General features: G+C 72.6%; 18 protein-coding genes. 10 read left to right on the forward strand and 8 right to left on the reverse strand.

All coding sequences use genetic code 11. The annotated features are described in order from the left end of the window. Positions 1 to 16: 16 nt before the first annotated feature. The 4 genes from OG295_RS35890 to OG295_RS35905 all read right to left on the reverse strand — a co-directional run bounded on the left by OG295_RS35890 (position 17) and on the right by OG295_RS35905 (position 5,003). Entirely contained in the window at positions 17 to 1,870 is a 1,854-nt protein-coding gene (locus OG295_RS35890) for an alpha/beta fold hydrolase (protein WP_371680847.1), read from the reverse strand. Then, positions 1,867 to 3,132: an MFS transporter gene (locus OG295_RS35895; protein WP_371680848.1), complete on the reverse strand. Its 1,266-nt coding sequence runs from the start codon at positions 3,130 to 3,132 to the stop codon at positions 1,867 to 1,869. The genes OG295_RS35890 and OG295_RS35895 overlap by 4 nt, the downstream gene beginning before the upstream one ends. A 262-nt stretch (positions 3,133 to 3,394) precedes the next feature. Beyond that, complete coding sequence (locus OG295_RS35900; protein WP_371680849.1) at positions 3,395 to 4,042, reverse strand: dihydrofolate reductase family protein; 648 nt, start codon at positions 4,040 to 4,042, stop codon at positions 3,395 to 3,397. Between the two features lie 232 nt (positions 4,043 to 4,274). Further along, positions 4,275 to 5,003, reverse strand: a complete 729-nt coding sequence (locus OG295_RS35905) for a hypothetical protein (protein WP_371680850.1) — start codon at positions 5,001 to 5,003, stop codon at positions 4,275 to 4,277. A 79-nt stretch (positions 5,004 to 5,082) separates the two neighbouring features. Here OG295_RS35905 and OG295_RS35910 point away from each other — a divergent pair, with 79 nt between their 5' ends. Beyond that, a complete protein-coding gene (locus tag OG295_RS35910) occupies positions 5,083 to 6,012 on the forward strand; it encodes a LysR family transcriptional regulator (RefSeq protein ID WP_371680851.1) in 930 nt (309 codons plus the stop codon). Positions 6,013 to 6,134: 122 nt separating this feature from the next. Here the strand turns inward: OG295_RS35910 and OG295_RS35915 are convergent, their stop codons facing one another. Both OG295_RS35915 and OG295_RS35920 read right to left on the reverse strand, forming a co-directional pair. Beyond that, positions 6,135 to 7,928, reverse strand: coding sequence for a hypothetical protein (locus OG295_RS35915; protein ID WP_371680853.1), 1,794 nt, complete (start codon positions 7,926 to 7,928; stop codon positions 6,135 to 6,137). 680 nt (positions 7,929 to 8,608) lie between these two features. Further along, the gene (locus OG295_RS35920) at positions 8,609 to 9,688 is read right to left on the reverse strand and encodes an IS110 family transposase (RefSeq protein ID WP_371681409.1); all 1,080 of its coding nucleotides are present in this window, start codon (positions 9,686 to 9,688) and stop codon (positions 8,609 to 8,611) included. A gap of 791 nt (positions 9,689 to 10,479) precedes the next feature. Between OG295_RS35920 and OG295_RS35925 the strand changes: the two genes are divergently transcribed. From OG295_RS35925 to OG295_RS35955, 7 genes are all read left to right on the forward strand, one after another. Further along, entirely contained in the window at positions 10,480 to 10,701 is a 222-nt protein-coding gene (locus tag OG295_RS35925; protein ID WP_371680854.1) for a hypothetical protein, read from the forward strand. Between the two features lie 407 nt (positions 10,702 to 11,108). Then, on the forward strand, positions 11,109 to 15,014 hold the full coding sequence (locus OG295_RS35930) for a hypothetical protein (RefSeq protein WP_371680855.1): 3,906 nt from the start codon (positions 11,109 to 11,111) through the stop codon (positions 15,012 to 15,014). 193 nt (positions 15,015 to 15,207) lie between these two features. Further along, complete coding sequence (locus OG295_RS35935; protein WP_371680856.1) at positions 15,208 to 15,558, forward strand: SH3 domain-containing protein; 351 nt, start codon at positions 15,208 to 15,210, stop codon at positions 15,556 to 15,558. Positions 15,559 to 15,754: 196 nt separating this feature from the next. Then, positions 15,755 to 15,877: a hypothetical protein gene (locus OG295_RS35940; RefSeq protein WP_371680858.1), complete on the forward strand. Its 123-nt coding sequence runs from the start codon at positions 15,755 to 15,757 to the stop codon at positions 15,875 to 15,877. Positions 15,878 to 15,948: 71 nt separating this feature from the next. Further along, positions 15,949 to 17,361, forward strand: a complete 1,413-nt coding sequence (locus OG295_RS35945) for a tetratricopeptide repeat protein (RefSeq protein ID WP_371680859.1) — start codon at positions 15,949 to 15,951, stop codon at positions 17,359 to 17,361. Beyond that, the gene (locus tag OG295_RS35950) at positions 17,358 to 17,729 is read left to right on the forward strand and encodes a hypothetical protein (RefSeq protein ID WP_371680860.1); all 372 of its coding nucleotides are present in this window, start codon (positions 17,358 to 17,360) and stop codon (positions 17,727 to 17,729) included. The genes OG295_RS35945 and OG295_RS35950 overlap by 4 nt, the downstream gene beginning before the upstream one ends. Further along, complete coding sequence (locus OG295_RS35955; protein WP_371680861.1) at positions 17,730 to 18,830, forward strand: caspase family protein; 1,101 nt, start codon at positions 17,730 to 17,732, stop codon at positions 18,828 to 18,830. Positions 18,831 to 19,196: 366 nt separating this feature from the next. Here OG295_RS35955 and OG295_RS35960 read toward each other — a convergent pair whose 3' ends face one another. Next, positions 19,197 to 19,706, reverse strand: coding sequence for a TspO/MBR family protein (locus OG295_RS35960; protein WP_371680862.1), 510 nt, complete (start codon positions 19,704 to 19,706; stop codon positions 19,197 to 19,199). A gap of 398 nt (positions 19,707 to 20,104) precedes the next feature. On the opposite strand from OG295_RS35960, the gene OG295_RS35965 reads away from it, so the two are divergent. Beyond that, positions 20,105 to 20,284: a DUF6480 family protein gene (locus OG295_RS35965; protein WP_371680863.1), complete on the forward strand. Its 180-nt coding sequence runs from the start codon at positions 20,105 to 20,107 to the stop codon at positions 20,282 to 20,284. 274 nt (positions 20,285 to 20,558) lie between these two features. On the opposite strand, the gene OG295_RS35970 is transcribed toward OG295_RS35965, so the two are convergent. After that, positions 20,559 to 21,416: an EamA family transporter gene (locus OG295_RS35970; protein WP_371681410.1), complete on the reverse strand. Its 858-nt coding sequence runs from the start codon at positions 21,414 to 21,416 to the stop codon at positions 20,559 to 20,561. 73 nt (positions 21,417 to 21,489) lie between these two features. On the opposite strand from OG295_RS35970, the gene OG295_RS35975 reads away from it, so the two are divergent. After that, a complete protein-coding gene (locus OG295_RS35975) occupies positions 21,490 to 22,335 on the forward strand; it encodes a MurR/RpiR family transcriptional regulator (RefSeq protein ID WP_371680864.1) in 846 nt (281 codons plus the stop codon). The last annotated feature ends 84 nt before the right edge of the window (positions 22,336 to 22,419 follow it).

Raw genomic sequence — 22,419 nt, forward strand, 5'->3', positions numbered from 1 at the left:
TCCTTCTGCATGCTGTTCACCTCCCCTGCGGGTGCGAGGACGGCTCGGCCCGCACGGGCGCCGTGGGCAGCCCGCGGCCGAGAAATCTCAGGGACCGCCGGATCACGGCCAGGTGGTCGGCGCCGTCGTAGCCGTCGTGGCCCGAGTCCAGCCACATCAGCTCGTGCGCCACACCGCCCGCACGCAGCACGTCCAGGTACGCCTCCACCTGCTGCGGCGGGCACTTGGCGTCCCGGCGCGCGGCGACGAGCAGCAGCGGGGCGCGGATGGCGGCCGCGTACGAGGACGGCGAGGCGTGCGCGTAGGCCTCGGGCACCTCGTCCGGGGTGCCGCCGAACAGCGCGGTGTCCAGCGCCCGGAGGGCGGGGGTGGAGTGCCGGAAGGCCGTGGCGCAGTCGGCGAGCGGTTTGACGGCGACCCCGGCGTGCCACAGGTCCGGCCGCGTTCCCAGGGCCAGCAGCGTGAGGTAGCCGCCCCAGGAGGTGCCGCACAGGGCCACGGCGTCCGCGCGCCCGATGCCCCGGTCCAGCAGCTCGGCGCGGGCCCGTACCAGGTCGGCGACCTGGGTGTGGCCGACGCCCTCGGAGTAGGCGGAGCGCCAGCGCGGCCCGTAGCCGGTCGAGCCCCGGTAGTTGACGCGGGCCACGGCGTAGCCCGAGCCGACGAGGGCCTGCACCATGGGGTCGTAGGCGTCGCGGTCGTGATCGGCCGGGCCGCCGTGGACGAGGAAGACCAGCGGGTACGGGGCCGGACGGTCGGCGGGCGTCGTGACGAAGGTGTGCACCGGCCCGTCGGGGCCCGGCGTCCACAGGTCCTGCCGCCGCCCGAACCGGGGGAGGCGCCACCGGCTCTGCCCGGGCAGCGCCGCACCCGACAGGGACATCGCGCGCGGCACGTTCACCGCGTCGGTCCAGATGAAGTGCACGTCGCCGTCGGCGGCCGGCGACGCGTCCAGGACGGTGCCCTCCGGGGTGGGCACCGGAGTCAGCGCCCGGCGTTCCAGGTCGGCGGTGAACAGCCGGCTGCGGCCGTGCCGGTCCTGCCGGAGCAGGATCCGCGCACCGCCCGTGCCGGGGTACCAGCGGGCGGTCGTCTCGGTGTCGAACGAGCACCAGGGCAGCAGTTCCACGCCGCGCCCGGGGGCCCAGGTGCCCAGGTGGTACCGGCCGGCCCGCTCCCGCATGACCAGCAGCAGGGTGCGCGAGACCGCCGAGCCCGACGACGACGCGGGCGGGGCGTCGGAGGTGCTGGCGGGCCCGGGCGCGGGCGCGAAGCCGAGCGCCCAGGTGCGCTCCCGGGCGCCGGAGAGCACCGCGACGGTGGTCCCGTCCGGGCGCAGCAGCGTCACGGCGCGGGCGGAGTGGGCGGGTCCGGACACCGCCAGCAGCCCGCCGTCCGGGGCCAGGCCGCACAGCGTGCCGGACTCCGTGGTGTGCAGGACGGCCGTAGCGGTGCCGCCGCGACGTCCGATGTGGACGCCGAGTCCCCCGGGTCCCCGGATGCCCACGGCCACCGTGCCCCCCGTCGTCAGCGCCAGCCCGGCGGGGCGCCCGGACGGGACCCCGGCGAGCGCCGGGCGGTCGGGGCCGCCGTCGAAGGCCTGGGTGCGCCAGCCGCCGCTGCCGCCGCGGTCCTCGTCGAACCACCAGACGGCCTCGTCCGCGTCGATGGCGCACAGCAGCGTGCCGTGCGGACGGTCCGTCACCTGCCGCCCGGTGCCGGTGGAGCGGTCCCACGTGAAGATCTCGCACCGGCCGTCGGCGTCCCCGGTGTACACCATCCGGTCCGGCCGGCGGGGGCTGGTCACGGGCAGCACCGGCCGGTAGACGCCGTAGGCGCGCGGGGCCGCCTTCGGCGGGGCCGGCGTCACGTGGCCCCTCCCGCCACGAGCCCGGCCCTGGCGGTCGCGTACAGCGCCAGCCCGGCGAACGCGCCCGCGCAGCCCAGTGCCACCGTGCGTCCTCCGTACGCCGCCACCAGGATGCCCGCCGTCACGGGCGCGAGCGCCGCGACGGCCTGGCCGGCGGTGCCCAGTACCGTTCCCATCCGGGCCAGCAGCCGGTCGGGGGTGACCAGCATCGCCCGGGTCTGCAGCACCACCACCACGGACGGCACGATCAGCGAGACCCCGCCGAGCAGCAGCCCGTAGGCCCAGGTCCGGGACGCGAACGCGAGCCCGGCCGCCGTGGGCACCATGACCCACGACGCGCCCGTCACGATCCGCGCCGCCGGGAGCCGTCGTACGAGCCACGGCGCGGCGAGGGCGCCCAGCAGCCCGCCGACCCCCGCCAGGGTGAGGACGAGACCGATCGAGGAGGGGCTGGCGCCCCGGGCGTGGGAGGCGAACACCGCGTGGAAGTACAGGGCGCCGAGCAGGGCGTTGATCCCGGCGGTCCACACGACCACGAAGCGCAGGAAGGGCTCGGAGCACACGAAGCGCAGCCCCGCGACGAGGTCACGGCCGAATGACGGGGCCGGATCCGTCCGACCGGGCGGGGCGGGCACCAGGTCCGTGCGGATCGCCTTGCTCAACGCCGCCACCAGCAGGAAGGACACCGCGTCCGCGAGCAGTGGGACCCACCGCGCCAGTTGGAACAGCACGCCGCCCAGGGTGGGCCCGACGATCTGCACGGCCTGGTCGCGCGCTTGCAGGTATCCGATCGCCCGGGCGTACCCCTCGGGCGGGACCAGCCGCCGGATCGTCCCGGAGGCCGCCGCCCCGTAGGTGGCGCCGGCCGCCTGCTCGACGACGGCGGCGGCGAGTACGTGGACGAGGAGGACGTGGCCGAGGGCCACGGTCACGAACACCGAGCCCATGGCGGCCGCCGCGGCCAGGGCGGCCAGGTACATCATCCGCTTGCGGGGCCAGCGGTCGGCGTAGACGCCCGCGACCGGCGAGACCACCAGACCGCTGACCAGCGCCACGGAGGCGACGAGTCCGGCGAGTCCGGCGGGGTGGCCGGCGCCGAGCAGGATCAGCGGAAGGAAGAGGGAGGACGCGCAGGTGCCGAGACCGTCGACGGCGCCCGCCGTCCAGAAGAGCGTGAAATCCCGTCTACGGAACGGGGACGGGGAAACGCCTTTGGATAATAAAGGGCCGGAGTGCTTTAATTTCTCGTCGGCCTCGCCCATCAAGAATTCCGCTCGGGGGGTTTTGCCGACGCCAACGCACCCACAATGCCCCCTGGAATATGCAGATTCACGGCCGTCGAGGGTTGCGATCGTAGCGAACGGGGGGACCCGTCACAACACCTGCGTTCGAATGTAATTCTCGATCAAGAAACGGCGTTTTTGGCTGCTCCCGGAGAACGCCGCGTCCCCCGTCCGGTGAGTGGGCGGGGGAACGCTCACGCTCAACGCCGGCCGCGCGCGGGCCGCCGGGCCGTCCCGCTCGTCACCTGCGCCAGAAGAGGTGGTGCGACACACCGCTCGGGCTGGGCACGACCTCCATGTGGAACCGGTCCAGCAACTCCTCGGGCGAACCCCAGAGGCGCAGCCCGGATCCGAGTTTCACCGGTGAGACGGCCACATGCATGGTGTCCACGAGGTCGGCGTCGAGGAACTCCCGGATGGTGGTCACGCCGCCGCCGAGCCGGACGTCCTTGCCCCGCGCGGCCTCCCGCGCCTGCGCGAGAACGGTGGCCGGGTCGCCGTCCACGAAATGGAACGTGGTGTCGGAGAGGGTGAACGACGGGCGCCCGTGGTGGGTGAGGACGAAAACCGGCGTGTGGAAGGGCGGCTCGTCACCCCACCAGCCGCGCCACTCGTGGTCGCTCCACGGGCCGCGCTGGGGTCCGAACTTGTTGCGGCCCATGATCTCGGCGCCGATGTTGTGGCTGAAGTCCCGGGTGAAGTAGTCGTCGAGACCCCGGCTCCCCCCTGGCTCGGTGCGGTTGGGCCAGCTCGCCGTGGCACCTGCCCAGGCGAAGAGCTTCCCCGGATCGACGTCGTGACCGAAAGGCCGCTCCAGGCTCTGGTCCTCGCCGGCGGCGACGCCGTCGCTCGAGATGCTGAAGTTCTGCACGCGCAGCAGTTGAGCCATGTGTTCTCTCATCGGGTCCTGTCGCCTCCTCGTACGGCGATGCGTCCTGCACCAGGATGTCGAACGGGACGCGGCCGGATCGACAGCGGCGCCGAACTTCTTTCCAGGCGTGTCCCGCGCCACCTCTCACCCGCGTCGTCCGGCGGCATCCCGGTGCCCATCGAGGGCCCGGCGGCCATCGTGGGCCCGGCGGCCCGCTGCCGGCGCTCACGGCCGACGAGCGTCAGGCTCGTCACAGGGCGGTCAGTTCACCTGCGAGCCGAGCGAAATCGGTGCGCTGCGGGCCGGTCAGACCGGCGTAGAGCGGCATCTGCATCTCGTCGGTGATCCGCTCGGCACGATGCCGTCGGGGTATCTGGTCCGCGTCGACGGGCTGCGGTTCCCGCCAGCCGTAGTGCGCCGCCCGCTCGACACCGAGATCGATGACCATGGCCGACCGGGCGCTCAGCCCGCACCGGCGTACCGCCGCCAGATGGCAGGCGCCCCGGTGTTCCCGTAGTACGTGTATGCGCTGCATGGCCGCGCCGGCCGGGTCGTCACCGGGACAGGGCAGAGCGCGCCAGCCGGCGAACAGGGGCAGTGCGTCGGCGTCGGCGGCATCGATCAGCCGCTGTGCCAGGTGGTTGAAGTGTTCCACGTCGGCATCCGCGGGGATGTGCGCGCGCCCCCACGCCCGGACAGCCCGTGCGTAGCAGGCAGCGGCCTCTTCCGCCGGCATCACGGGCCGTCCCGCCAGCCAGCCCGCGGTCACCAGCCGGGGGCCGAGGAAGCCCTGCACGGCCTGGACCACGGCGACCGGTGCCTCGCCGAGTACTCCGAAGCGTCCTCGGCAGTAGAAGCCGCGGCCCGGAGCGAACCCGGCACGCAGGCCGATCCCGGCGGTCGCCTCGTCGGACATGAACTCGTCACCGAAATCATGGATGGGGCGGGCCACGGCGGCCACGCACTGAGCGATTTCCATGGCCTGAAGGTCGCCCATCACAACTCGACAGGTCAAGAGGCGTTTTCCTGAAGGAACCCGTTAGCTAATCTATCGAGTCATGCTCGATGTCCGACGCCTGTACATGCTCAAGACCGTCGCCGCCCGCGGATCCATCACCGCGGCCGCCCACTCACTGGCGCTGACCGCCGGTGCGGTGTCCCAGCAGCTGGCAGCTCTGAGGAACGACGTGGGAGTCGACCTGCTGCGCCCCGACGGGCGAACCGTCGCACTGACCGAGGCCGGCCGCGTCCTCCTGGAACACGCCGACCGCGTCCTCGCTGCCATGGAAGAGGCCGAAAGCGCCATCGCTGCGGTCAAGGGCACGGTCGGCGCCGCCACCACGCTGTCCGCGCTGCCGTCCACCGTCACCGGGATCGTGGCCCCCGCACTCACCGAACTCGGCTCACACCACCCGCAGCTCACCGTCACCTGCCTCATCACCGACCAGGCACAGCTACGCGAACTCGCACTCGGCACCGTCGACGTGGTGCTGGGACAGCGCTACCACCACCTGCCGGACGCGACACCGCGCGGCATCGACCTCGCACCCCTGCTCGACGATCCGCTGCTCGTCGTCACCGCCGCCGATCAGGGCGACGACGACCGGCCCGTCCCGCTGCGGGAGCTGGCTGCGCACGATCTCGCGGTACCACCCCCGACCACGGACTGCGGACAAGCCATCCTGCACGGCTGCCACCGGGTCGGCTTCACACCCGTACCCCGTTACGTCACCGCCGACATATCCGCCCAGCTCACCCTCGCGCGAGCCGGCCTGGCCACCGCGCTCGTCCCCCGTACGGCCATCGACCCGGCCACCCCCGGAATCCGCACGCGTCCCATCGCGGACCACCCGATCCAACGCCTGCTGTTCGCCGCGACCCGTCACACCGGGAACACGAACCCGACCACCGCCGCCGTCACCGCAGCACTGCGCACGGCCGCCGAGGAGAACCAGGCCGCCGGCCCACCGTCGGCCCCCGGGGAGTGACCCCCGGCTCCGCGCCGTGCAGGCGGGCGCCTCACGCGGGGCGGTCGATGTCGGCTCCGGAGGAGGTGCGCTCGCTCCGCCGGGCCCACGGGGCCGGCGGAGCAAGCGCGACGATGAAGCGGTCAGCTGTCGGAGCGGAAGGCTCCGTGGACTCGCAGGTCTCCTTGGACCGAGATCTGCCCGTCGTTCGTGTGCATGATCCAGGCGTCCGCGTTGCGGACGGAAAGGTGCCCGTTGGCGTTCACCTTGCCCCGGAAGAGCGACTCCCCGTGGACCCGGAGTGTCCCCTTGGTGGTGAGGTTTCCGGCGACGGTGACCTGGCGGTCGGCCAGCACCTCGCCCTGGGCGTCGAGGCGGCCGTGGACGATCAGCCGAGGCGGGCCGTCCTGCGTCTCCAGCACGTTGTCGACGGTCAGACCGCCCTCCAGGCTGAGCCGTTCCTTGACCCGGGCCCGGTGGGTGACGACGTCATTGAGGTCCGCCGTACCGGCCGCGACGGTGCCCCACTGCCTGTCACCGGCTCCCTGGAACACGTTCAGCCCGTTGGCCGGGAATTCGATCCACCCGTCCCCGGTCGTCCGGCCCTGCACCCACGAGGTGTTGATACCGGTCAGATCCGCCTTGTCGGCGGCGACGGTGCCCCATTCCTGCGTCCCGTCCTTGCGGATGTTCACCCCCGACTGCGGGAACTCGATCCACCCCTTGCCACCATCGATGTCACCCACCCAGGTGGTGTTGATGCCGCTCACCCGGACCCGGTCCGCCGTGACGACACCCAGGTCACCGCCCGCGCCGTGGCCGACCGCGATCCCGTCGGCGGGGAACCGGACCCATCCCGCTCCGCCGTCACGCCCCCGCACCAGCGCCGCGCTCACGGTTTCCGCGTCCAGCGCCGCGGCGGTGACGCTGCCCGGCGCCTGCCGGTCGTCGAGGATCCGGGCGCCGTGCTCGGTGAATTCGATGCGGCCTTCGTGTTCGGTGCCCTCGACCCAGGGGGTCGTGACGCCGGTCGTGGCGGTGACGGTTTCCACGGTGGCGGCCTGCGCGGCGAGCGTGCCGTACTTCTGCTGCTTGTCCAGGAGCTTCGCGCCCAGGTCGGTGAACTCGATCCGGCCCTCGTGGTCGATGCCCTTCACCCACGGAGCGGACAGCCCGTTCGTCGCCGTGACGCTCTCGAACCCGGGGTTGCGCAGGTGCACCGTGGTGGTGAGGTAGTACCCCGGCTGGTGCTCGCTCTGGGGGGTGGCGATCAGGACGTAGGTGGCGTCCCGCCTGGGCTCCTCACCCGGCTTCGGCGACCAGCTCCAGTCCGGTCCGGAACGCTGCGGGACGGTCTGGGCCAGCCCGTCGGGACCCTGGATCCTGTAGGCCAGGCTGTCGGGTCCGTCCCACCGCAGGGTGACCCGTTCCGTAGAGCCCAGCAGGGTCTTGTCCGCACGGAAGTTGCGGGGGATCTTGGGAGCCCGCTTCAGCAGGCTGAGCGTGACGAGGTGTTCGTTCCTGGCACCCCGGCCCTGGGACTCCTCCGCCACGGACAGCAGGACCAGCCCCTCCTCCGAGGAGACGGGGAAGCCGGTCAGCTCGATGACGATGACCTCGCCCCTCCGCAGGCGCGCGCCCGAGGGCGACTCCAGCCGGTAGGTCCCGGTCGTGACGTCCCAGGAGTCCGCGAGGTCGACCGTGGGGCTCAGCGTGCTGCGACTGACCCGGGCCCTGATCCGGTCGGGGTCGACGGTCAGATGGTCCCGGCCGGTGCCGTACGGCACTGTCACGGCGAGATCGTAGAGGGTCACGAACCACGCGTTCGGATTGGATACGACGATGTGCACCGTTCCGGGCGACTCCTCGTCCTTGCCCGTGCCGGATACCTGAAGCTGTGCGGGATCGGTGAGTATCTCGTAGTGCAGGTTGGCCATCGCCACATCCCCCTGTCGGCTCCACGGGCGCTCCCCCCACGGGGCGCGGTCCCCGCCGTCCCCAGCACTATCCCGCCAAACACACTGAGAACACCCCATCCGCCATGAACGGCCGAAACCGCTCAGCACTGGCCGATTCGAGACGAGGCCGTACGGTCGGCACCGGAACCGGGCGAAGGCGGCAGCCGGACCGCCGTCCGCGCCGGCCGCTTGAACTTCCGCAGTTCGGCGCGACGCTCGTCTCCGCAAGCCTGCTGCGCAGTTCCGTGCTGTGCCGTTCCGTGCTGTGCCGTTCCTTGCGCGCCCGGGAGGCACCCGGGGCGGGGCCAAGACGCGGATCGGCAATTTCCTCCGTTTCCGAACTGGCGTGCGCGGCGTTCGTATGCTCTGGGCATCTTGTACCGCGCCTCTGCGATGAACATGCTCGGCCGGCACAACGAATCCGAGGCGAAGGGCGTTGCCGTACTGGGCCGCCCCTTCGAAATCTGGGACAAGCGCACCCCGGTGACCGGGGCCATCGAACTGGCCGAGGCCACTGCCCTCCTCGGGCTGGGCCGCGGCCGGCCACAGCGCCTGCCTGGAGGCGTTCGGCCCGGACCACATACGCACCAAACAGGCCCGGGTGCTCCTCGACCGCATCAACGGCGCCTGATCAGGAGCCCCGAGGCTGCTATATCAAGTCAAGCTGCCTGGGGAAGATCTTCGGCGGGGGCTGGAGGCGTGGGCTGGTCTCCTCGTTCGAGGAGCTTGAAGAGCTGTCGGCAGATTGCGCGCTTGAGGCAGCGTTGGGCGTCCCTCGCTGTCTTTCCCTCGCTGATTCGCCGGGCCACGTAGGCACGGGTGATGGGGTCGAGGCGGATACGGATCAAGGTGATCGTATGGAGTGCCCGGTTGAGCTGCCGGTCGCCGCTGCGGTTGATCCGGTGCCGGTTGGTCAGCCCTGACGACGCGGGGATTGGAGCGACCCCGGCGAAGGCCGCGAACGCTGCCTCGGACCGGAAGCGGCCGGGGTGTGACCAGCTGATCAAGATCTGAGCGGCGCTGATGGGACCGATCCCCTGCAGGGCCAGGAGCTCGGGAGCGATGGTGCGAACGAGAGCGAGGATTTCCAGTTCGAGCTCCTTCGCCTCAGCACGTAGGGCTTCGATCCGCTGAGCGGCGCTTCGCAAGGCACGAACGGTCATGCGGTGTTCGATGTCCTGGGCAGGCCGGTCTCGTAACCCTGCGCAGTGAGCGATCTGGTCCTTGCTCTTCATGCCTCGCAGTTCGACACGGACCTCGTCGGGCGCCGAGACGATCAGCGCTTTGAGCAGGTTGATCGCAGCCGTGGAAGCCAGGACCGCGCTCTGCCGCGTGGTCAGGAGGACACGAAGTGCCTCACGTTCACCGCGGCGTCGTGGATGGATGAGGTGTTCGGTCGCCAGGGCCTCCCTGGCAGCGCGGACGGCATCGAGCATGTCGGTCTTGCGTCCGCCTCGGATGGCCGGACGCTTGGGCCGACACACCTCGACGACACTTTCGCCGCTCGCGTCAAGGAAAGCCGTAAGCCCGGCGCCGTATGAGCCTGTCCCCTCCAGCGCCCAACAGCGACGGCCGGGAACCTGCTGGCGGGCGAAGTCCAGCAGCAACTGGTATCCACGGGCGTTGGCCGGCGAATCGGTGCTGGCCAGGACGGCGCCGATAGGGCTGACGGCCGCCGCGGCAAGAGTGTCTCGGTGCGTGTCGACGCCGATGACGCCGTCGACCTGTTCTGCGAGCATGGTCACGCGGTTGTTCTCCTTCAAGGGCTGGACGACCGTGGTCGACGCCGGCCTGGGTGGAGTCACCGCGTGGCAGAACTGTGATGAGTCACGTCGAGATGGCGGACAAGCTGCTGATCAAGCCAACGGGGTGGGCCAGGCCGACGTCGACGTCCGGCAGACATCTCGGGGGCACGGCAAGCTCTGATGAGCCGCCAGTTACCGTTTCGGGTCATGCCGGAACGCCAACGCCAGCCTGGCAGCAACCCAACCCGGGCCGCAGGTCGACTATCACAGTTCTCCTTCAAGGGCTGGACGACCGTGGTCGACGCCGGCCTGGGTGGAGTCACCGCGTGGCAGAACTGTGATGAGTCACGTCGAGATGGCGGACAAGCTGCTGATCAAGCCAACGGGGTGGGCCAGGCCGACGTCGACGTCCGGCAGACATCTCGGGGGCACGGCAAGCTCTGACGAGCCGCCAGTTACCGTTTCGGGTCATGCCGGAACGCCAACGCCAGCCTGGCAGCAACCCAACCCGGGCCGCAGGTCGACTATCACAGTTACCTTTCGTGGCTCCGCAACGGAGCCTCCGGCCTTCGGGTTCGGCATGACTTCCCCCGTGTCGCAGTCCACGATCCGTTTCACCGGCCGGGCACCCCCGACGGTCCGCCGGACCGGGCGATCGCGGAGCACCGTGCCGGGCGGGCCGCACCCGGGGGAGGTCGCCAGGAGCCGGGCATGACATTCGTACGGTCCCGGACGGGATGGACGGCCCTGCCGGAGCGCCTGCCCGGCTCCGTAGACTCCAGAGCATGACGAAAGCAGACAAAGATGGACCTGATGACGCCTGGGAGGGCGTCGTCTCCGCCAGGTCGCGAGGCATGCTCGATGGCTCGAACATGTACCACTTCGTCGACGTACGCCTCGCCGATGGACGATCGATGAAGGTCCGGATCAGCCGCCGACTGTGGAAGTCGCTGGCGGTCGGCGACCGAATCGCCAAGCGGCCCGAGTCCGAACCGTTCCGGCCATGATCCCGCGCCTCCCTGCGCGATCACCGTACTGACGGCCCCGGCCCGGTCCGACCCCGCCGGCGCAGGGAGGCCGCTGCGACCAGCGCCCCCCCGGGCAACCGGTAGGCCGGTGGCCACGACGGCCGCGAGGGCGCCATCGCGGGTCGCCGCTGCACCGGCTGACGGTGCCCCGGAGCGGGCCCGCTCGCTCGCGGAGCCAGGAGCCCGGGAGCCTCAGGAGCGGCGGACGGCGTCGGGAAGTGGCGGGGCGCCTGAGGGGGTGGAGACGGTGGTGAGTGGCCGGAAAGTGCTGGTGGGGCGGCGTAGAAAGGGACCGCTTCCAGGTGTTCCGGCCACGCGGCCGGATGGGCGCGGGAAGGGTGGTCCACCGCATCACCGCCGTAGCGGAATCGGACCACGGAGGCCCCATGGACCCCACCCCTTTCCTCTCCCCACCCCCTTTATCGCGAGCGGAGTTCGCGGCCGACCTGACGCGTCTGCGGGAGAAGGCCGACCTGACCGTCCGGGCCGTCGCCGCACGCGTCGACGCGCCGGGCGCCCACAGCACCATCGGTGGCTGGTTCGCCGGCCAGAACCTGCCGTCGATGGGGTCCCTGCCCCTGTTCCGCCGGGTGCTGCACGTCTGCGGGGTGACCGACGCGGCCGAGATCGAGCGCTGGCTGGAACGGCTCGCCGAGCTGCGACGGTCCCGGCTTCTGCGCGTCGCGGGAGGCGCGTCGCCCTACCGGGGACTCGCGGGCTTCGAGGAACGCCACGCCGACTGGTTCTTCGGCCGGGAGCGCCTGCGGGCGGTCGTCGTGGACCGGATCCTCTCCGAGGGCGCCGACGTACCCCAACTGCTCGTCGGAGCCTCCGGTTCCGGGAAATCCTCCCTTCTGCGGGCAGGGGTGCTGCCCGTTCTCCGGGGTGAGCACGGCTTCCTGCCGTTGCGGCTCACACCCGGCCGCGACCCGATGGGCGGCCTGAGGTCCGCCCTGTCCACGCAGTGGAACGCCGTGCACGGGGCGCCGTGGGCGGACGAGGCGGACGATGCCGTCGAACTCGCGGAACACATCAAAGAGTTGGCCCGGCGGGAGAGCGTACGCGTCGTCGTGGCGGTCGATCAGCTGGAGGAGGTGTTCACCGCATGCCCCGACCCCGCCGAACGGGAGCGGTTCCTGCGGTGCCTCGCGGACCTCCCCTCCCTCGACGTGCGCGTCACGGGCTGCCTGCGCGCGGACTTCTACGGTCAGGCGCTCGACCAGCGTCCCCTCTCGACAGCCCTGCAGAAGGGCCAGACCGTCGTGGGCGCGCTCAGCGAGGACGAGATCCGCGCCGTGGTCGGCGGCCCTGCCGCCAAGGCCGGTCTCGTCCTGGACGAAGGGTTCGTCGACGTACTCCTCGCCGACCTGAGGGAGTCCGGCCCCGGGGCCCTGCCCCTGCTGTCGCACGCGCTGCTCTCTACCTGGGAGCGCGGGCGCGGCACCGCCCTGACCATCGCGGACTACCGGGCGGGAGGCGGGATGTCCGCGGCCGTCTCCGAGACGGCGGAGGAGGTCTACGCGGGACTGTCGGAGGCCGAGTGCGTACTCGCGCGGCGGCTGTTCCTGCGGATGGTGGCGGTGGGGGACGGCGTGCCCGACGCGCGCAGGCTGCTGCCGCTGCCCCCGCCCACAGGACGCCTGGACCGGGCCGGCGAGGTGTACTCGGTGCTGGAGCGCTTCGTGGACCGCCGCCTGGTCACGCTCGACGGCGACGGCGCCAGGATCTCCCACGAGGCACTGCTCACCGCCTGGCCGAGGCTGCGCGGCTGGATCGACGCCGACCGGGCCGGACAGATCGTCCGGCAGGACCTCACGCGTGACGCCGACCGCTGGCTCGCGCACGGCCGTGACCCCTCACTGCTCTACCGGGGCACCCGCCTGGCCGTGGCATCCGGTTGGGCCCTGGACAGCGGCCACGCCCCGGAACTCGACGCGGGGGACAGCGAATTCCTCGATGCGAGCAGGCTGGCGGAGGACGGCCGCGTCCGACGTGAGCGGCGCGGCGCCCGGCGGTTGCGCCGGCTCCTCGTCCTGCTCTCGCTGCTGGTCGTCCTCTCGGGCCTGCTCACCGGTGTCGCCGTGGTCCAGCGCCGTGACGCGGAGAGACAGCAGGCCGTCGCCCTGTCCCGGCTGGTGGCGGCGCGCGCGGAACGGCTGCGGGGCAGCGACCTCGCCCTCTCCGCGCAACTCGGTCTGGTGGCCTACCGTACGGCTCCCACGGCAGAGGCCCGGGAAGCGCTGATGGACGCCTCGGCGCTGCCTGCCGTGACCCGGATCCTCGCGTTCCGTGGCGTCGTACAGGCGGTGGCCCTCAGCCCGGACGGGCATACCCTCGCCGCGGGCGGCCTGGACCACCAGGTCGCGCTGTGGGACCTGCGCGATCCTCAGCGGCCGCGACCGCTGGGAGTGGCGCCGGTGACGTTCCCCGACACCGTGTACGCGCTCGCCTTCAGTCCGGACGGCCGGCGGATCGCGGCCGGGTCGGGGGACGGGACCGTACGGGTGTGGGAGCCGTCGGGCACCGGTCCGCCGACGGCCGCGCCCCGGTCGTTCAAGGGGCCGGATTCGGCCGTGTACGGGGTGGCCTTCGCGCCGGACGGCAAGACGCTGGCCGCGGCGGGCGGCGACGGTGGGGTGTACCTGTGGTACCTGATGCCGGACCCGGCGGTGACGGCCGCGCCCACGGACGGGGGCTCCGCCCCGTCGGCCGCAACCGGTCTGCGGCTCACCGGGTTCACCGGGGCGGTGCACACGGTGGCGTTCCGGCCCGGCCCCGGCCCGGTCCTGCTGGCCGCAGGCGGCGCGGACGGCTCCGTACGCCTGTGGGACCTCGCAGAACCCGGCCACCCGAACGCGTACGGGCAACCGCTGACCGGGGCGGCCGGCCCGGTGTTCGCCCTGGCCTTCACCGCCGACGGCGCACGGCTCGCCGCCGGGAGCCAGGACCGGTCCACCCGGGTGTGGGACGTACCCGCCCCGGGCGCGGGCCCCGACGCCCCCGCGGTGATCGGCGGGGGCCCGGCCGCGCCCGACGGACCGGCCAGCTATGTCAACGCGGTCGCCCACAGCCCCGACGGGCAGTGGCTGGCGACCGGCAGCGCGGACAACCAGGTGCGCCTGTACGACGCGCGGACGCGCGTCCTCGCCGGAGTGTTCCCGCACCCGGGACCGGTCACCTCGCTCTCGTTCCATCCCGGCGGGCAGCAGCTGGTGACGGGTGCCGCGGACGGGACCGTGCGCCTGTGGCAGCTGCCTCCCCGCCCGCTGCGCGGCTTCCAGGGCACGGTCAACGCGATCGGATACGCGCCGGGCGGGAAGCTGCTCGCCGTCGCGGCGCGTGACGTACAGCTGTGGGACGTCACCGATCCCCGGACCCCGCGCCCCGTGGGGCCGCCGCTGACGAATCCCACGGGGTACTCCGCGACGGTCTCCTTCACCCCGGACGGCCGCACCCTCGCGGTGGGCGGCCGGGAGGGCAAGCTGTGGCTGTGGGACATCTCCCGCCCCGACCGGGCCGTGCCCTACGGAGAGCCCCTGACCGGCGGCGCCGGAACCATCCAGTCCGCGGCCTTCGACCGGACGGGCCGAATCCTGGCCGTGGGCAGCGAGGGGCGGACCGTACGCGTCTGGAACACGGGGGATCCGGCGCACCCGGAGCTCTCGGCGGAACTGTCGGAGCCGACGAACTACGTCTATTCGGTGGCGTTCAGTCAGGACGGGCGGTGGCTCGCCGCCGGCACGGTCGACAAGCAGGTACTGCTGTGGCGGCTGCCGGAGGGCGGCGGCCGGCCGGTGCTGGAGTCCACCCTGCGCGGGCCGGGCAGCTACGTCATGTCCGTCGCGTTCAGCCCCGACAGCCGGATCCTGGCGGCCGGAACCGCGGACCGGGACGTGTGGCTGTGGGACGTGAGCGGAGACCGGGCGCGGACAGCCGGGCCGAGGCTGACGGGGCCCAGTGGTTACGTGTACGCCCTGTCGTTCAGTCCGGAGGGCGGCACGCTCGCCGCCGCCAGTACGGACGGCACCGTCTGGCTGTGGGACACCGGTGATCCGCGGCGGCCGCGGCCCCGCACCGTGCTGAGCGGCCTCGGAGGGAAGGCGTACGCCGTCGCCTACAGCCCGGACGGCCGCTCCCTCGCGGCCGGCGGTGCGGGCCCGGCCGCCCTGGTGTGGTCCCGCGACGAGGAGGAGATCGCCCGGAGGCTGTGCGAGCGCGCGGGGACGGTCATCACCGCACAGGAATGGGCCCAGCTCGTCCCCGGACTGCCGTACGCGCCGCCGTGCCGGTGAGCGGGCCGGTCCGGTGGGCCCGCGCGACCCGGCCGCGCTGTACGGAGTTGTACGGACCGCCGTACGGGCCTGGTCGACCTGCGGTTTCCTCCTTCCCCCGGCCGCGGTCGGGATGGCTCTCTGGTGGAGCGCCGCCGGATCGGCCGGGGCGCCGCACACCACCGCGAGTCTCCCGAGGAGAACGACGATGCGCATGACGACCACCACTCTGCGGTCCCGGGCCGGACTGGCCGCCGCCGCGGCCGCCGTCGCCCTGACCGGTCTGCTCTTCGGCGCCGGCGGCGCCGACGCGGCCGGCAGTTACATCTCGTCCAACAGCGGCGGGGCGAACGAGCGCACCTGCGCCAACACCGGTTGCGGTTCGCTCGGCTACCTCTCCAACGGGACCGGCGTCACGATGCTGTGCTGGACCGACAGCCAGTGGGTGTACCCGCCGAGCTCGAACTACGCCTCCAACCGCTGGTTCCGCGTCTCCAGCTACGCGGGGACCGGCTACGTCCACTCGTCACTGGTAGCCGGCCAGACCAGCGTGGGCCACTGCTGACGGCCCCCCGGCCCTCGGCCCTCGGCCTCCAGCTGCCGCTGGAGGCCGAGGGCCGAGCCGTGCCGACTGCTCCGAGGACGGGGACATCTCCAACCGGCAAGGGGAGGCGGACACGGCGCCACCGGCCGCGGTCCGCGGGCGGCCGAGCAGGCGCCAGGGCGACCACGATCGCGCGTGGGCGCAGGTGGTGCTGGGCGTGACGCACCAGCCGGTGCTGGACGTCCCGCTGGGCGTCCTGATGGGCGGGCCGAGCGTGCCGGACCTGGGCCCGGTCCTGTTCGGCGCCGCCACCGGGGCGGCCGGCAGCAGCGTCCGGTGAGACGCCGAACTCCCTGTGTGATCATGCCCGGACCCGGGCAAGCTGCCTCTGCCGACGAGGGAAGGGGGCCCATGGACGAGGCGGAGCGGAGGTTTCGCAAGGCCGCTGAACGCGGCGACCCGAGGGGGATGGTGCCCTTGGGGTGGGTGCTGGAGCAGCGGGGTGATCTGCGCGGGGCCGAGCAGTGGTACGGGCGGGCCGCCGAGGCGGGGCACGCCGACGGCATGATCCGGCTGGCCGGGCTGCTGAAGGACCGCGGGGAGAGCGCCGGGGCCGAGAAGTGGACCCGGGCCGCTGCGGCGGCCGGGCACGCCTTCGCCATGGGGGCCCTCGGAGGGATCTTACAGGAACGCGGCGACCTCGCCGGGGCGCTGGAGTGGTACGAGAAGGCGGCGCAGGCCGGGAGTGTCTTCGGCATGTGGAAGGCCGGGAACCTGCTGGAGCGGCGCAACGACATCGCCGGGGCCCAGCAGTTGTACCGCAGGGCGGCCGAGGCACAGGGCAGCGCCCTCATCCGAGTCCAGGTGTTACGGGAGCTCGCGCGTCTGGCGCAGCAGCGCAACGACCCGGCCGAGGCGGAGTCGTTGCTGCGGAAGGCCTCGACGATCGTGCCGGAGGCGGAGGCCGAGGGCGTGTCCGCGGAGGAGGCCTTCGGCGTCATGGCCGAGGTGGTCACCCACACCGCGAGCCTCGTACGACAGCGCGGGCAACACGCCGAGGCCGAGGCGATGCTCCGGTGGGCCGCCACGGTCGGGCACGTCCCGGCGGCCTTCGACCTGGGCATGATGCTGGAGCAGCTCGGCAGGACGGCCGAGGCCGAGGAGTGGTACCGCAAGGCGGCGGAGAGCGGGCACCTGCGCTCGATGGCCCTGCTGGGCATGCTGCTCGACGAAGCGGGCCGGGCGGGCGAGGCCGAGAGCTGGTTCCGGCGGGCGGCAGAGGCCGGGATGCCGCTGGCGATGGGCGCCCTGGGCGGGCTTCTGGAGGAACGCGGCGAACTCACCGAGGCCGAGCGGTGGTACCGCCAGGGTGCCGACGCCGGGGTCCAGCACGCCACGATGAGGCTGGCCGTCGTCCTGCAGAAGCGCGGCGGCGATGCGGAGGCCGACAAGTGGTTCCGCAAGGCGGGTGACGGCGGGGACGCCCTGGCCATGCTCCAGGTGGGGGCGCGGGCCGAGGAGACCGGGGACCTCGCGGAGGCGGAGCGGTGGTACCTGCGGGCCGCCGAGGCGGGGCACGAGTTCGGCATGTTTCACATGGGGCGGCTGCACCAGGACCGCGGGGATCTGGAGGGGGCCGAGTTGTGGCTGCTCAGATCCGCCACCGCCGGCAGCCACAACGCCATGGCCCTGCTCGGGCTGGTGCTGGCCGAGATGGGACACCAGGCCGATGCGGAACGGTGGTGCCGGCTGGCGGTCGACGCCGGCAGCCCTACCGCACTGATCGACCTGAGGGCCGTACAGAAAGCGAGGGGTCTGGGTTGAGCGGCGAAAAAGAGGAGGACGCGGTGCGGGCATGGGTCCGGCTGACCGGCGACGGGGCGGCCGCGGAGCTGGCCGATCTGGCCGGCTGGCTGTCGCGGGAGGACGAGTTCCGCGGCCGGGCGGCGATCGAGCGGCCACCGCCGCGCGCCGGCGAGATGGGCGCGCTGGCCGACGTACTCGTGGTGGCCCTCGGCGCGGGCGGAGCAGGGACGGCGCTGGCCGCCTCGCTGTCGGTGTGGATCAGGCACCGCCGCCCGTCCGCCGAGATCGAGGTCACCGGCCCCGACGGGCGGAGCGTACGGATCACCGTGCGGGACGTGCCGGAGATGGACGTGGAAGCCGTGGTGCGCCGAGCCCTGGAGCGGTGAATGCCCCTGCCCGACCCGCTCAGATCCCGGGCGCTGCTGCTGGGGTCCAGCAGGTACACCGATCCCGGTCTGCCCGATCTGCCCGCCGTACGCAACAACGTCGAGGACCTGGCGAACGTGCTGCGCAGCCCGTGGGGGACGGCCCTGTCGGGCGCGCACTGCCTGCCCAGGCCCGACGAGGAGAGCCTCCCCGCCGTCGGAGCCCACCTGGTGGCGGCTGCCGCGGAGGCGGAGGACCTCCTGCTGGTCTACTACGCCGGACACGGACTGGTGGGCCCGGACGGGGAGTTGTACCTCTCGCTGCCCGGAACCTCCAGCGATCCGTCACTGATCGCCTGGACCGGGGTGCCGTTCGGGCTGGTACGCCGTACCCTGGCGACCGCCCGGGCCGCCAGCCGGGTCCTCGTCCTGGACTGTTGCTTCTCCGGGCAGGCCATCGACCTGATGGCCGCGGACACCTCGGTGGTCTCCGGCCAGCTGGAGGTGTCCGGGACGTGCACCCTCGCCTCCTCGCCCGCGAACCGGCCGTCCCACGCCCCGTCGGCTGCGCGGTACACGGCATACACGGGTGAGCTGCTCGACCTGCTGCACCGCGGGTCGGAGGACGCCGCGGAGTTTCTCACGCTGCTGGGCATCCACGAGCACCTGGCGCGGGCGCTGCCCGCCAAGGGGCATCCGCGCCCCGAGCAGCGCAACACCCGTACCGTCGGCAGGCTGGCGCTGGCCAGGAACCGGGCGTACACGGACATCGTGGACCCGGCCGCGATGGTCAAGGAGGGCACCCGGCTGGAGCGGATCGGCGAGCTCGGGGACGCGGCGCACTGGTACCGGCTGGCCGCCGACGCCGGGCACACCGACGGCATGCTCCGGCTGGCCCGGCTGCTGACCCTCCGCGGGGACACCATGCAGGCGGGACTGTGGCGGCGCCAGGCGGCGGAGGGCGGGCATCCCGTCACGATGAACGCCCTGGGGGTTCAGGCGTGGCACACGGGGGACCTCCCACAGGCGGAGGAATGGTTCCGCAGGGCCGCCGACGCCGGGCTGGACGAGGCCCGCGATAACCTGCGGACGCTGCTGCGGCAGCGGGGCCGGTCGGCCTAGTACTGCAACCGCACATGGCGTGACGGTTGGCGTCGATGCTCGCTGTCGCGACGGTGTGATCAATCGCTGACGGTCGAACAGATCGAGTCGCGGTCCACAAGGGCGCCTCAGACTGCGTCGTGGTCTGCTGCGGCAGCCCAGCGACGTATGTGCAGGTCGGGATGGGCCCGGGCGGATGCCAGTGTGCTTTCAAGCAGTTCGTGCAGGGATGGCGGGTATGCGGCCGGAGCGGGATCACGCACCCCGCCGGGTGCGTACGCCGGAGACCGATCCGCACGCAAGGGCACGCGGTACGAGGCCGAGCGCGACTGGCTCGTCAGGGTCGGCGGGGGTCGGCCTGCCACCGTGGGCACCCGGCCTGAACCCTCAGTCGTTGTTCCGCCGCGCGATCGAGGTGTTCAGCGCGGTGGCGAAGGTGCACCAGGCCGCATAGGGCAGCAGCGTGCGGGCCGCGACCGCGTCGAAGCGGGCCATCCGCCGGATGAGCTCCGCGTTGCTGGCGTCCAACAGCAGTGTGCCGGCCAGCCCGGCCCGCGGGCTGCGGCAGGCGAAGAACAGCCAGGGCCAAGCGGCGTTCAGGAACAGGTTCGCCCCGAGGCCAAGGGCCAGCCCCTTCCGCTCCATGCCCCGGGCCCGGCCGAACGCATGCCCGCCGGCCAGGGTGAGGGAGGCGTACAGCGGCGGCCACACCACACCGAACAACCACGACGGCGGCTGCCAGACCGGCTTGCGCAGGCGCCGGTACCAGGAGCCTGCCGGATCGACGGGCAACGAGCCCACGACCGCTGTCGTGGCCACGGCGGCGGCAACAGCGCCGTACCGCAGCAGCCGCTCCCGCTCTGCGGCCTTTGCCTGGTGCTCACGGATCGGCTTCATGGAAGGTCCCTACCCTGAAATGAGGCCCCCGGAGCCACGGCCGTGCGTGTCGGCGGATCAGGCGCCCCTGCATTTGCCCGGCCGGGTCTGGTCCTGAGATGCCCATGGAGGTCGATTTCGCTGCGTATCGCTGCAGAAACGATGCGACTTTGCCGACGTCTCGTGTGCGGGGACGATTGGTCTTCTCGGGGCCCTCCCACACCGCCCCACCCTGTCCGCCGCGGACATCGGCAGCGCGCCCCGGACGTGTGGCCGCCCACAGACCGGCGCTTCCGGGTTCACCGGGCTGGGTTCGGGGGCTGAAGGTACGGCTCAGACTCCTGCCCGCCCCACTACACGGTATCGACGTGCGGACTGCGACCTGTGGCCAGGGAGATCAAGCATTCTTGGAGGATCACATGTCAACATCCAGAGTGCCGCCCGGCGAGACGCCGCCGGCGGAAGGTTCGACAGCATCCGCTCACCGCGAGCGCGCGGACGGAGGTCTCTGGGAGCACCCGGGCGTTTTCGTCTTCCTGATCGTGGTGGGGACGCTCATGGTCGCGGGCTTCTTCATGGCCCGGATCTGGGGCATGTAGGCATGTAGCCCCACCCGAACGCGGCCTGCCGGGGCCGTAGGAGCCCGCCCGAGCCAGTGAAGGGCGTGGCTGTGGCAGGCCGCTCCCGAAGTACAGCCGGACCGGAAGCGCCACCAGGATGTGGCCCGGAGCAGTGGCCCGACGCCCGGCTTTTCGGCGACCACGGTCCGTCCCCGAAACGTCGCTACGGGATCGCGCCCGCGCACAGGCCGGACGCCACGGCTCGACGCCTGTGCTCCGAATGTCCTGGCGGGCCGGGTTCCCGAGCCCGCCCTCACGGGCCGGCGGTGAGTTGGAGTAGCGCTATGCCCGCCAGGACGGCGATGCTCGCTGTGATGCGCCGGTGGCCGAGGCGTTCGCGGAACACCACCGCGCCGATCAGGGCGCCGAAGACGATGCTGGTTTCCCGAAGGGCGGCGATGGTGGGGAGGTCGCCGCGGGACTGCGCCCAGACCACGAGCCCGTACGCGAGGAGCGAGAGCAGCCCGCCGGTCAGCCCACGGCGGTAGAGCGGGCGCAGGGCGGTCAGCAGGGCGGGGCCCCGAAGGGCCCATGCGATCAGGGGGAGGACGAGCCCTTGGCAGAGGAAGAGCCAGGCGATGTAGCCCATCACGCTGCCGGAAGCCCGGACGCCGGTGCCGTCGACGAGTGTGTACGAGGCGATCATCACGCCGGTGCCGAGCGCGGCGGCCAGCGCGGGCAGTTGGGCGCGGCGGGGGACGCCGTCGGCGACGGCGAGGCCGACCAGGCCGCAGGCGATCACCGCGATGCCGAGGGCCTGGCCGACGGGCAGGGCGTGACCGAGGAGGGCGGTGGAGACCAGGGCCACCACGACGGGCGAGGTGCCCCGGGCCGTCGGATACATCTGACCGAAGTCGCCGAGCTGGTAGGCGCGCAGGAGCAGGAGCTGGTACGCGACCTGCAGTGCGGCGGAGGCGGCGATGTACGGCCAGGCCGCCCGATCGGGCACGGGCGCGAGGCAGACGAGGACGGCCCCGCAGCCGGCGGAGGCGAGGCTGATGAGCGTGAAGCCGGCCAGCTTGTCACGCAGGCCGTGGGTGAGGCCGTTCCAGACCGCGTGCAGCAGCGCGGAGGCGAGGACGACGACGGGCACGGCGGCGGCGCCCGTCATGGGCGGCAGGGCTGTGGGCACGTGGGCTCCCCACGACTGATGATGGAATGAGATTCCTTGGTAGGGTACCCATATGGAAATTCATTCCACACAGGGCGGGCTCGCCGCCCACATCCGGGCCCACCTGTCCGAGCTGCGCGACACCGAGGCACGCGTCGCGCAGGTCGTCCTGGACAAGGGCGCCGAGCTGGTGCACCTCAGCGTCAGCGACGTCGCGACGCTGGCCGGCACCGCGCCTTCCTCCGTCGTACGGGCCTGCCAGCGGCTGGGGTTCCGCGGGTACCAGGAGCTGAAGATCGCCGCCGCCCGGCAGGCGCCGGCCCCCGAGCCATCCCGTGACCAGGACCCGGCCGCCCGTGCCCTGACCGACACGGTCCGCGCCGCCCGGGAGGCGCTGGACGGGGTGGTGACGACCGTGACCCCGGACCGGCTGCGCGCGGCCGCCCGAACGATCGACGCGGCCCACCGGGTGCTGGTGGTCGGCGCGGGACTGTCCGGCGCGGTCGCACTGGACACCGCCTACCGGCTGCGTGCGCTGGGCTGCGCGGTCGACGCGCCGGCTGACCCGCTGACCGCGCAGCTGGCCGCCTCGCAACTGACCCCTGCCGACGCGTGCCTGGCCATCAGCCATACCGGAGCCACGCGCAGCACAGTGGACGCCGCCCGGCGCGCACGGCAAGCCGGGACTCCGGTCGTCGCCCTCACCAGCTACGCCCGCTCGCCCCTGACCGAGTCCAGCGACTGCGCGCTGGTCGCGGGCGGCCAGGACCTGGTCTTCGGACTCGAGACCGTCGCCAGCCGACTGGCCCACCTCACGGTGATCGATGCCTTGACCCTCACCCTGCTGGGGTTGCGCGGGGCACCGGCCGAAGCCGCGCTCAGGCTGGCGGCCGACGTCACGGTCGACCACTCGTACTGACGGCGGCCCTCACGCACGACGCAGCCCGGCACCGGACGGGTCGCCCGGGGCGGCCGAGAACCTGGCGCAGCGTCGAGCGGGCAG

Source organism: Streptomyces sp. NBC_01276 (assembly GCF_041435355.1).
GTDB lineage: Bacteria > Actinomycetota > Actinomycetes > Streptomycetales > Streptomycetaceae > Streptomyces.

Excerpts from the sequence above, each read along its gene's own strand:
- OG295_RS35895 (WP_371680848.1), bottom strand. The coding sequence starts at position 3,132 with ATGGGCGAGGCCGACGAGAAATTAAAGCACTCCGGCCCTTTATTATCC.
- OG295_RS35900 (WP_371680849.1), bottom strand. The coding sequence starts at position 4,042 with ATGGCTCAACTGCTGCGCGTGCAGAACTTCAGCATCTCGAGCGACGGC.
- OG295_RS35905 (WP_371680850.1), bottom strand. The coding sequence starts at position 5,003 with ATGGAAATCGCTCAGTGCGTGGCCGCCGTGGCCCGCCCCATCCATGAT.
- OG295_RS35910 (WP_371680851.1), top strand. The coding sequence starts at position 5,083 with ATGCTCGATGTCCGACGCCTGTACATGCTCAAGACCGTCGCCGCCCGC.
- OG295_RS35915 (WP_371680853.1), bottom strand. The coding sequence starts at position 7,928 with ATGGCCAACCTGCACTACGAGATACTCACCGATCCCGCACAGCTTCAG.
- OG295_RS35920 (WP_371681409.1), bottom strand. The coding sequence starts at position 9,688 with ATGCTCGCAGAACAGGTCGACGGCGTCATCGGCGTCGACACGCACCGA.
- OG295_RS35925 (WP_371680854.1), top strand. The coding sequence starts at position 10,480 with ATGACGAAAGCAGACAAAGATGGACCTGATGACGCCTGGGAGGGCGTC.
- OG295_RS35930 (WP_371680855.1), top strand. The coding sequence starts at position 11,109 with ATGGACCCCACCCCTTTCCTCTCCCCACCCCCTTTATCGCGAGCGGAG.
- OG295_RS35935 (WP_371680856.1), top strand. The coding sequence starts at position 15,208 with ATGACGACCACCACTCTGCGGTCCCGGGCCGGACTGGCCGCCGCCGCG.
- OG295_RS35945 (WP_371680859.1), top strand. The coding sequence starts at position 15,949 with ATGGACGAGGCGGAGCGGAGGTTTCGCAAGGCCGCTGAACGCGGCGAC.
- OG295_RS35955 (WP_371680861.1), top strand. The coding sequence starts at position 17,730 with ATGCCCCTGCCCGACCCGCTCAGATCCCGGGCGCTGCTGCTGGGGTCC.
- OG295_RS35960 (WP_371680862.1), bottom strand. The coding sequence starts at position 19,706 with ATGAAGCCGATCCGTGAGCACCAGGCAAAGGCCGCAGAGCGGGAGCGG.
- OG295_RS35965 (WP_371680863.1), top strand. The coding sequence starts at position 20,105 with ATGTCAACATCCAGAGTGCCGCCCGGCGAGACGCCGCCGGCGGAAGGT.
- OG295_RS35970 (WP_371681410.1), bottom strand. The coding sequence starts at position 21,416 with ATGACGGGCGCCGCCGCCGTGCCCGTCGTCGTCCTCGCCTCCGCGCTG.
- OG295_RS35975 (WP_371680864.1), top strand. The coding sequence starts at position 21,490 with ATGGAAATTCATTCCACACAGGGCGGGCTCGCCGCCCACATCCGGGCC.